Source organism: Mycobacterium persicum (genome assembly GCF_002086675.1).
GTDB classification, from domain to species: domain Bacteria; phylum Actinomycetota; class Actinomycetes; order Mycobacteriales; family Mycobacteriaceae; genus Mycobacterium; species Mycobacterium persicum.
Genome location: NZ_MVIF01000148.1, coordinates 1 through 9,438 on the forward strand (window position 1 = coordinate 1; position 9,438 = coordinate 9,438).

The following is a 9,438-nucleotide window of genomic DNA, read 5'->3' on the forward strand; positions in this document are numbered from 1 at the left end:
CTGGGCGAGGCGATGGTCGGCATCAACGTCGAACAGATCGCCCAGCCGCACCGGCTCGCCGAACGCGGCTGGTAAGAACCTTCCGTGGCGATCGAAGAGATCCTCGACCTCGAGCAACTTGAGGTCAACATTTATCGCGGCAGCGTCTTCAGTCCGGAGTCAGGTTTTCTGCAGCGCACGTTCGGCGGCCATGTCGCGGGGCAATCGCTGGTGTCTGCAGTGCGCACCGTCGACCCGTCGTACCGGGTCCACTCGTTGCACGGATACTTTCTTCGACCCGGAGATGCCAAGGAGCGCACCGTTTTTCTGGTCGAGCGCACTCGAGATGGCGGATCTTTCGCCACCAGGCGGGTCACTGCCATCCAGCATGGGGAAATCATCTTCAGCATGGGCGCGTCCTTTCAGACCCATCAGGACGGCATCAGCCACCAGGACCAGATGCCGGCAGCGCCGCCGCCTGACGATCTGCCCGGATTGCGCTCGGTGCGGGTCTTCGATGACGCCGGCTTCCGGCAATTCGAGGAGTGGGACGTGCGGATTGTGCCGCGGGAGCAGTTGCAGTGTTTGCCCGGCAAGGCCTCCCAGCAGCAGGTGTGGTTTCGCCACCACGATCCGCTGCCCGACGATCCGGTGCTGCACATCTGCGCGCTCGCCTACATGAGTGACCTCACGCTGCTCGGTTCGGCGCAGGTCACCAACCTCAAGGAGCGCGAGCATCTGCAGGTGGCATCGCTGGACCACGCGATGTGGTTCATGCGGTCGTTCCGCGCCGACGAATGGTTGCTGTACGACCAGTCCTCGCCGTCGGCCGGCGGCGGTCGCGCCCTCACCCACGGGAAGATCTTTACCCAGCGCGGTGAGTTGGTTGCGGCCGTCATGCAGGAGGGGCTGACTCGTTATCGCCACGGATACCAGCCGTGAGCCCGCCGAAGGTCGGCGTCCTGGCACTGCAGGGGGACACCCGGGAACACCTTGCGGCATTGCGTGAAGCCGGAGCCGAAGCGATGCCGGTGCGCCGCCGCGACGAGCTGGACGCGGTGGATGCGCTGGTGCTTCCGGGCGGCGAGTCGACGACCATCAGTCATCTGCTGCGTGACTTCGAATTGCTGGCGCCGGTGCGGGCGCGGCTGGCCGAGGGCCTTCCGGCGTACGGCGCGTGTGCCGGCATGATCCTGCTGGCCAGCGAAATTTTGGATGCTGGCGCCCGCGGCCGCGAGGCCGTGCCGCTGCGTGGGATCGATATGACGGTGCGGCGTAACGCGTTTGGGCGCCAAGTCGATTCGTTTGAGGGCGATATCGCGTTCGCGGGCCTGGACGGCCCGGTGCGTGCGGTGTTCATCAGGGCCCCATGGGTCGAGCGGGCCGGCGAGGATGTGGAGGTGCTGGCCCGGGCCGCGGGCCACATCGTCGCGGTGCGGCAGGGCGCGGTGTTGGCGACGGCGTTCCATCCGGAGATCACCGGCGATCGTCGTATTCATCAGCTGTTCGTCGACATCGTCCGGGGTCGGCGCTGACGTCTCATCGGGCGCCTTCAGGTGCGCAGCATCATCGAGCCTGTAATTGTGCAGCCTCGCACTCGAACTTCCCCTGCAGAATTACAGGCTCGGTGGGCCGGAGCCGGCCAGGCGACCACCACCTGCGGTCCACGTAGACTCTTCTGGCGAAAACAGAACCCAATAAGAAGAGGTGCACCACAGCGATGAGCGGCCATTCCAAGTGGGCTACCACCAAGCACAAGAAGGCCGTCGTCGACGCCCGTCGCGGCAAGATGTTCGCCCGGCTGATCAAGAACATCGAGGTCGCAGCCCGTGTCGGCGGCGGTGACCCGGCGGGTAACCCGACCCTGTACGACGCCATCCAGAAGGCGAAGAAGAGCTCGGTGCCCAACGAGAACATCGAGCGGGCCCGCAAGCGCGGCGCCGGTGAGGAGGCCGGTGGCGCCGACTGGCAGACCATCATGTACGAGGGATATGCGCCCAACGGCGTGGCGGTGCTGATCGAGTGCCTGACCGACAATCGCAACCGGGCCGCCAGCGAGGTGCGGGTGGCCATGACGCGCAACGGCGGCACCATGGCCGATCCGGGGTCGGTGTCCTATTTGTTCTCTCGCAAGGGCGTGGTCACCCTGGACAAGAACGGCCTGACCGAAGACGACGTGCTGACCGCGGTGCTGGATGCCGGTGCCGAGGAGGTCAACGACCTGGGCGACACGTTCGAAGTGGTCGCCGAACCAGGTGATCTGGTCGCGGTGCGCACCGCGTTGCAGGACGCCGGGATTGACTACGAGTCGGCCGAAGCCGGCTTCCAACCGTCGGTCAGTGTGCCGGTCGATGTCGATGGCGCCCGCAAGGTGTTCAAGCTCGTCGACGCGCTGGAGGACAGCGACGACGTGCAGAACGTCTGGACCAATGTCGACGTGTCCGACGAGGTGTTGGCGGCTCTCGACGAGGAGTGAGCCGCTCCGGCGGTTAGTCGTATCCGTGCCGCATGTCCTCGACGATGCGCGGATGGTCCAGGGTCGACGGCTCGAGCGGGCGTGGCGCCACATCGCCCGGGAACACCGTGGCCGCATCCAGCACTCGCTGGTTGAGGAAACGCAGCGGCGGCGCATCACCGGGGAGCGTGGGCGTGGGGGCGGTGGAACCCAGGCACGCCAGGACGAAGCCCCAGTCGCCGAATGTGGGCACGTAAACGTGGTACGGCGTCACCGCGTACCCCGCGGTCTGCACCGACGAGACGGTGCGCCAGAACGCGGTCCGCGTCGAGAACGGGCTACCCGCTTGCACCACCATCAGCCCCCCGGGCGCCAGTGCGCGGGTGGCCAGGGTGTAGAACTCGGCCGAATACAAGCGGCCCAGCACGGGTGTGTCCGGGTCGGGCAGGTCGACGATGACCGCGTCGAAGGGCCCCTGGTCCGGGCCGTGCAGCCAGCTCATCGCATCGTCGATCACGACGTGCACGCGCGGGTCGTCCAGTGAACCTCCATTGGCCCCGCGCATGATGGTGCGTGCCAATTGGATGACCGTGGGGTCAAGTTCGACCTGAACGATTTGCCGCACACCGGGTTGGCGCAATAGCTCGCGGGCGGCCAGCCCGTCGCCACCACCGAGCACCAGCACCGAACGGGCACCGCGGCCGAGCGCGGGGTAGACCAGGCTTTCGGTGTAGCGGTACTCGTCCACGGTGGAGAACTGCAATCCGCCGTCGAGGTAGAGCCGAGGTCGTCGCCGCGTCGCGTCACCACGATCTCCTGATATGCCGTATGCCGGTAGGCGATGATCGGGTCGGCGTAGAGCAGCTGCCGGCTGGTCGTCTCGATCCCGCGCGCATTCGCCAACAGCGTCACCAGCAGCCCAAGCGCGGCGGCCAGCGCGCCCAGCGCCGTCGCCAATTGGCGAGCACCGACGACCCGCCGCAGCAGGAAGATCGACACGACGGCCGCGGCGACGAGGTTGACGATGCCGGTGGCCGCCGCGCCGCGGATCATCCCCAGATGCGGCAGCAGCAGAAACGGCCAACTGAGCCCGCCGAGCAAAGCGCCCAGATAATCGGCCGCGGTCAGGTTGGCCAGCGTCCGGCCGGTATCGGTCGCTTCGGCCACCCGGCCGCTCTGCAGCAGTGTCATCAGCAGCGGCACCTCGGCGCCGACGAGACCGCCGATCAGCGCGGTGCCCAGCGCCAGCACCCACCACGATCCGCCGATGAACGCGAACGTTACGTACAACGCCGCCGCCGACAACCCTCCGACAATGCCCAGCAGCACCTCGACCGCGATGAAGGTGATGGCCGCGCGCGCCAGCAGCGGTTTGACCAGCAGCGCGCCGGCGCCCAGCGCGGCGATGTAGCCAGCGACGATCAGTGACGTGGCGACGATGCCACCGCCGTCCAGGCTGGCCGACAGGGTAAGCAGCGCGAGCTCGTAGACGATGCCGCAGGCCGCGCACGCCGCGACGGCGGCCAGCAGCACCGCACGCCAGCGCGGCGAGGCCGCAACCGCCGCCTGCTGCGTCGACGTCATGACAGCGCGGCGGCGATCACACCTGCGACGGCCAGCATCATCACCGCCGTAGCGAATGCCGCCGGATGCAGCGTCGGTTCCTCGACGTGCTCGCGGAAGCGACCGGGCACGGCGATCTCGAGGATGAGCAGTGCCGCCCCCTGCAGCGTCACCCCGACGCCCCCGTACACAGCCACGTCGACCAGCCCCTGACCCAGCTGGTTGGAGCTGGTGTGAATGGCGGTGATGATGACGATGGCCAAAGCCGCATACATCGCCGAGGCCAGGACGACGGCGTTGGGCCGCCGATCGATGAACACCAGACGGCGCAGATTGCCCGGGGTCAGCACATCGACCATCAGGAAACCCGCGACCAGAACGGCGGCACCCACCAGGAAGTACAAAATGGTCGCCACCACGCCATGCAAGATCGGGGTGAGATTGACGGTGCCGAAATCGACTCCCGCCGCATACAACTGGCGCATGGCTGTCTCCTTTGGGTGCTCGTCCTACTTGCTGCCGCCAGGCCCGCCGGGGCTGCCGCCGGAGCCGCCCGACGGAGACCCGGGGGTAAATCCCGGGCCGAGGAAGACGAAGGAGCCGTGGCTGTAGCCGGCGCTCAGGGGTTCGACGCGGATGCTGCACGGGTAGGAGCCGTCGGGGCCAACGACCACGATGTTGTTGCGGTAGCGCAGGTATTCGTTGTCGCCGCTGGCCGCGCGGGCCGCGGGGGCCTGATAGCGGGCCAGCGTGTCGGCCACCTGATGTGCGGACCCCGTGCACAGGTACCGGGTTCCGTTGGCGTCGCGGGATTCTTCGCGGTAGTGAGACGCGATATACGAGCCGATGTTCCTGTTCAGCAGCACGACTCCGGAAACCAGCGACACCGTGGCTGCGACGGCCAGCCCCCCGGCAATCAGAAACAGGCGGTTGCGGCTCACGGTTGCCACCGGCTTGCGGTGTACACCACCGACCCGCCGGAGCCGGTGGGGTAGAGGTGCCAGGTCTGCCAGCGCCAGCCGGTGCCGACGGGTTCGGCCGCCAGCGCGGTCAGCGCGGCGTCGTCGCCGGGGAACATGCCGCCCAGCCAACCGTCGTCGCACGCGCACCGCTGGCGCAACTCGTGTGCGAGGCGGCGAAACGTCGGCTCGTCATAGGTGTCGTTACGGGATTCCAGGCGGTAGCCGGGCGCCTCGGTGTGTGCCGGCAGACTCGCACCCTGGTTGCGGGCCGAACACGAGATCTGCTCGGAAAAGTTCGTGCCACCGTGGTTCACGGTGACCACATGCGATGCCCCCAGAACGCCGAGCAGCAGGGTGCCGCCGTCGGGGTGCTTCATCCGATAGGTGGCCAGGGGCCGGGGCGGCGGCGCGTTGATGGCCAGCCGCAACCGGGCCCCCGATACGTCAGCCGGAGCAACGGCAAGCTGATGAAGCGGCACCGATGGTCCTATGCGGACGCCGGGGGAGCGGGGTAGACGGTCAGCTCACCGGGCAGCACCGTTTTGCCGGTGGATATCTCCCAGGGCATGTCGGGCGCCCAGCGCTCGAATGACAACAACGCGGTCTCGTCGGGGCTGGTGTAGTCGACGTAGTCCATCTCGCCGCCCGCCGGCAGGCCCGTCGTCCCCTCGGTGGTGTAGCCGGCATGGCCGCGCTCCGATTCGTGGAACGTCACGCCGTCGAGCACCTGGTCGCCGTCGGGCTGCATGGCAAGGTCGGTGCGTTTCACCCACATGGCCAGCTCGAGGCGCCCGTCGTCGTCTTCGACGCTGAACCACATCGGCTGGTCGCCGCCCTCCAGCAAGTGCTCCCACCAGACGAACGGTCCCTGCCGGTAGGTGACCGATCCGCGAACCACATAGTCGACGCCGCCGTGGCTGACGATGGCGCCGGGGCCGAGTTGACGCGGGCCGAACTGGGGCATCGCGTTGAAAGACAGGGGATCTTGCCGGTTGCCCGGGGGCGCCGGGGTCTTAGGACGCTTGAGAGCGACGATGAGGACGAGAAGCGACGCGATGAACAATGCCACCGCGAGCACCACCAGCAGTGATCCCACCCCAACCCTTCCCTACGGCGAGCCGATGTGCGCCCTAACGTAACAGCTTTGCACCGGAGCGGGTCCCGATAAGAGGCACGCGTCGGTGTCACCGCGGGACCTGCGTTTCAACCGCGTGTCCTGCCCGGCCCTGTCACACCCAACCGCTAGGCTATCGAACAGCTGTTCGGTACGAAAGGGCCGTGAAAGGGCCGTGAAAGGGCCGTGAAAGGGCAATGCGGTGCGGGTAATGGGTGTCGATCCCGGGTTGACGCGGTGCGGGCTGTCCCTGGTGGAAAGCGGACGAGGTCGCGACCTCGTCGCGCTCGATGTCGACGTGGTGCGCACCCCCTCGGACACGGCGCTGCCGAAACGGCTGCTGGCCATCAATGACGCCGTCGAGCACTGGTTGGACACCCACCGTCCCGACGTGCTGGCCATCGAGCGGGTCTTCTCCCAACAGAACGTCACGACGGTCATGGGTACCGCGCAGGCCGGTGGGGTGATCGCCCTGGCAGCGGCCAAACGCGACATCGACGTACACTTCCACACTCCCAGCGAGGTCAAGGCCGCGGTCACCGGCAACGGTGGCGCCGACAAGGCTCAGGTCACCGCGATGGTCACCAGAATCCTTGCGCTGCAAGCCAAACCGACGCCGGCCGATGCGGCCGACGCGTTGGCGCTGGCGATCTGCCATTGCTGGAGGGCGCCGATGATGGCCCGGATCGCGCGGGCCGAGGCGCTGGCAGCCCAGCAGCGTCACGCCTATCTGGCCAAGCTGAAGGCCGCGCGATGATCGCCTCGGTCCGCGGTGAGGTGCTGGAGGTGGCCCTTGATCACGTGGTGATCGAGGCGGCGGGTGTTGGTTACCGGGTCAACGCGACGCCGTCGACGCTGGCGACGTTGCGGCAAGGGACCGAGGCGCGGCTGATCACGGCGATGATCGTGCGCGAGGATTCGATGACGCTGTACGGATTTGCCGACCGGGAAGCCCGCGACCTGTTCCTGACGTTGTTGTCCGTTTCCGGTGTCGGGCCGCGCCTGGCGATGGCGACGCTGGCCGTACATGACGCCGCGGCGCTGCGCCGGGCGCTGGCCGACGGCGACGTCGCGGCGTTGACGCGGGTGCCCGGCATCGGCAAACGCGGCGCCGAACGGATGGTGCTGGAGTTGCGCGACAAAGTGGGTCCGGCGGAGACGGCCGCTCCGGCGCTCAACGGTCATGCGGTACGCACACCGGTGGTGGAGGCCCTCGTCGGGCTCGGCTTTGCCGCCAAGCAGGCCGAGGAGGCCATCGACAAGGTGCTGGCCGGAGACGCCGAGGCCACGACGTCGGGCGCATTGCGGGCCGCCCTGGCGCTGCTGGGTAAGGCCCGATGAGCGACGAACCGTCCGACCGCGACGTATCGCCGGCGCTAGCCGTGGGCGAGGGCGATATCGACGGCAGCCTGCGGCCCCGCTCGTTGCGCGAGTTCATCGGCCAGCCCCGGGTGCGCGAACAGCTCCAGCTGGTCATCGAGGGAGCCCGAAACCGCGGCGGCACACCGGATCACATCTTGCTGTCCGGCCCTCCGGGTCTGGGTAAGACGTCGCTGGCGATGATCATCGCCGGCGAGCTCGGGACGTCGCTTCGGGTGACGTCGGGGCCGGCGCTGGAACGTGCGGGCGACCTGGCCGCGATGCTGTCCAACCTGGCCGAGCATGACGTGCTGTTCATCGACGAGATCCACCGGATCGCCCGGCCCGCCGAGGAGATGCTGTATCTGGCGATGGAGGATTTCCGGGTCGACGTGGTGGTCGGCAAGGGTCCCGGCGCCACCTCGATCCCGCTGGAGATCGCGCCGTTCACCCTGGTCGGTGCCACTACCAGGTCCGGGGCGCTGACCGGCCCGCTGCGGGACCGGTTCGGCTTCACCGCGCACATGGACTTCTACGAGCCGCACGAGCTGGAGCGGGTGCTGGCCCGCTCGGCCGGCATTCTGGGCATCGAACTGGGTGCCGAGGCCGGGGCGGAGATCGCCCGCCGCTCCCGGGGAACGCCGCGGATCGCCAACCGGCTACTGCGGCGCGTCCGTGACTTCGCCGAGGTCCGCGCCGACGGCGTCATCACCCGCGACGTCGCCAAGTCGGCGCTCGAGGTCTACGACGTCGACGAGCGGGGCCTGGACCGGCTGGACCGCGCGGTGCTGTCCGCGCTGACCCGCAGCTTCGGCGGCGGCCCGGTCGGGGTTTCGACGCTGGCGGTCGCGGTCGGTGAGGAGGCGGCCACGGTGGAGGAGGTGTGCGAGCCGTTCCTGGTGCGTGCCGGGATGATCGCCCGTACGCCGCGCGGCCGGGTGGCCACCGCGCTCGCCTGGACGCACCTGGGCATGACCCCACCGGCGGGCGTCAGCGGGCTGGGCCAACCGGGGCTGTTCGACTAAGCGAAACGCTAGGGCGATCCGTTGGTTCCGTTGGCGCCGCCAAGGATGCCGCCGGTGCCACCGGTGCCACCAGTGCCACCGTTGACGCCGTTGCCGCCGTTACCGCCGAAGCCGTACAGCGTCGGGGTGAAGGCGCCGTTGTCGACGAGGCCGACGTTGCCGCCGTTGCCGCCGTTGGCAGGACCGCCTGTGCCCTGGCCGGCGTTGCCGCCGTTACCGGCGAAGTTGAGGGCGAGGAAGCCCCCGGCGTTGCCACCGGCACCGCCGTTACCGCCGGTGCCGGTGACACTGTCGCCGCCAAATCCGCCGACACCGCCGACGCCCAGGCCGGTGAGCGCCGCGCCCTGGCCGGCCTGGCCGCCGGCACCCCCGGTGGTCACGCCGAACCCACCCTGGCCTCCGCCGCCGCCGATGCCCGCACCGACGAGCACCGCCGCCTCGCCGCCCTGGCCGCCGCCGCCGCCGACGTTGCCGGCACCACCGACGCCACCGAAACCGCCGATGCCCACGCCGGCGATTGTGCCCGCCACGCCGCCCGCGCCGCCCGCGCCGCCCTTCGAGATGCCGTAGCCACCGAGGCCGCCGGCACCGCCCTGCCCGTAGCCGAAGTTGGCGCCGCCGGCGCCGCCGGCGCCGCCGTCACCACCGACACCGGTGGCGCCGGTGGCGACGCCCCCGGCGCCACCATTGCCGCCCAGGCCGAACAGCCGACCCCCGCCGCCGCCGCCGGCACCGCCGTCACCGCCGACACCGGTGGCGCCGCTCGCGGCGCCTCCGGCGCCACCGTCACCGCCGATGCCGAACAGCAGACCTTGTCCCTGGCCGCCGGCGCCCCCGGCGCCGCCGGTCAATCCTGTCCCGCCGGCCCCGCCGTCACCGCCGGCGGTGCCGAGCGACAACAGTGAGCCGGCGGCGCCGCCGGCACCGCCGGCACCGCCGGTACCGGAGGCAGCGGCCCCGCCGGCGCCGCCGGGGCCGCCC

The 9,438-nt window shown here is 69.3% G+C and carries 11 protein-coding genes and 1 pseudogene; 6 read left to right on the plus strand and 6 right to left on the minus strand.

Translation table 11 applies throughout. The features are described from left to right. Nucleotides 1–84: 84 nt before the first annotated feature. From tesB to BST40_RS26310, 3 genes are all read left to right on the plus strand, one after another. The gene (tesB, locus tag BST40_RS26300; protein ID WP_083156230.1) at nt 85–921 is read left to right on the plus strand and encodes an acyl-CoA thioesterase II; all 837 of its coding nucleotides are present in this window, start codon (nt 85–87) and stop codon (nt 919–921) included. Next, a complete protein-coding gene (pdxT, locus tag BST40_RS26305) occupies nt 918–1,514 on the plus strand; it encodes a pyridoxal 5'-phosphate synthase glutaminase subunit PdxT (protein WP_075548252.1) in 597 nt (198 codons plus the stop codon). Before tesB ends, pdxT begins: the two co-directional genes overlap by 4 nt. Nucleotides 1,515–1,699: 185 nt before the next feature. Next, nucleotides 1,700–2,455, plus strand: a complete 756-nt coding sequence (locus BST40_RS26310; protein WP_075548251.1) for a YebC/PmpR family DNA-binding transcriptional regulator — start codon at nt 1,700–1,702, stop codon at nt 2,453–2,455. Between the two features lie 13 nt (nt 2,456–2,468). Here the strand turns inward: BST40_RS26310 and BST40_RS26315 are convergent. The 5 genes and pseudogenes from BST40_RS26315 to BST40_RS26335 form a co-directional block, all read right to left on the minus strand. Then, a pseudogene (locus BST40_RS26315) lies at nt 2,469–4,018 on the minus strand (polyamine aminopropyltransferase). Then, a complete protein-coding gene (locus BST40_RS26320; RefSeq protein ID WP_075548256.1) occupies nt 4,015–4,473 on the minus strand; it encodes a DUF350 domain-containing protein in 459 nt (152 codons plus the stop codon). Before BST40_RS26320 ends, BST40_RS26315 begins: the two are co-directional and overlap by 4 nt. Nucleotides 4,474–4,506: 33 nt before the next feature. After that, on the minus strand, nt 4,507–4,938 hold the full coding sequence (locus tag BST40_RS26325; RefSeq protein WP_075548249.1) for a DUF4247 domain-containing protein: 432 nt from the start codon (nt 4,936–4,938) through the stop codon (nt 4,507–4,509). After that, nucleotides 4,935–5,438 carry a DUF2617 family protein gene (locus tag BST40_RS26330; RefSeq protein WP_083156232.1) on the minus strand — a complete coding sequence of 168 codons (504 nt, stop codon included), beginning with the start codon at nt 5,436–5,438 and terminating at the stop codon, nt 4,935–4,937. Before BST40_RS26330 ends, BST40_RS26325 begins: the two co-directional genes overlap by 4 nt. 8 nt (nt 5,439–5,446) lie before the next feature. Then, on the minus strand, nt 5,447–6,055 hold the full coding sequence (locus BST40_RS26335; RefSeq protein WP_083156234.1) for a DUF4178 domain-containing protein: 609 nt from the start codon (nt 6,053–6,055) through the stop codon (nt 5,447–5,449). 220 nt (nt 6,056–6,275) lie between these two features. Here BST40_RS26335 and ruvC point away from each other — a divergent pair, with 220 nt between their 5' ends. From ruvC to ruvB, 3 genes are read left to right on the plus strand one after another with little or no spacing between them, the layout of a single operon-like run. Then, nucleotides 6,276–6,830: a crossover junction endodeoxyribonuclease RuvC gene (ruvC, locus tag BST40_RS26340; RefSeq protein ID WP_075548246.1), complete on the plus strand. Its 555-nt coding sequence runs from the start codon at nt 6,276–6,278 to the stop codon at nt 6,828–6,830. Further along, nucleotides 6,827–7,414: a Holliday junction branch migration protein RuvA gene (gene ruvA / locus BST40_RS26345; RefSeq protein WP_083156236.1), complete on the plus strand. Its 588-nt coding sequence runs from the start codon at nt 6,827–6,829 to the stop codon at nt 7,412–7,414. The genes ruvC and ruvA overlap by 4 nt, the downstream gene beginning before the upstream one ends. Further along, entirely contained in the window at nt 7,411–8,457 is a 1,047-nt protein-coding gene (gene ruvB, locus BST40_RS26350; protein WP_075548244.1) for a Holliday junction branch migration DNA helicase RuvB, read from the plus strand. Before ruvA ends, ruvB begins: the two co-directional genes overlap by 4 nt. An 8-nt stretch (nt 8,458–8,465) precedes the next feature. Here ruvB and BST40_RS30325 read toward each other — a convergent pair. Beyond that, on the minus strand, nt 8,466–9,438 hold a 973-nt coding region (locus BST40_RS30325; protein WP_158084042.1), incomplete at its 5' end, for a PE-PGRS family protein.

What these genes read in the sequence shown, in the direction of transcription:
- BST40_RS26310 (WP_075548251.1), top strand. Translation starts at nt 1,700, where the DNA reads ATGAGCGGCCATTCCAAGTGGGCTACCACCAAGCACAAGAAGGCCGTC.
- ruvA (WP_083156236.1), top strand. Translation starts at nt 6,827, where the DNA reads ATGATCGCCTCGGTCCGCGGTGAGGTGCTGGAGGTGGCCCTTGATCAC.
- ruvB (WP_075548244.1), top strand. Translation starts at nt 7,411, where the DNA reads ATGAGCGACGAACCGTCCGACCGCGACGTATCGCCGGCGCTAGCCGTG.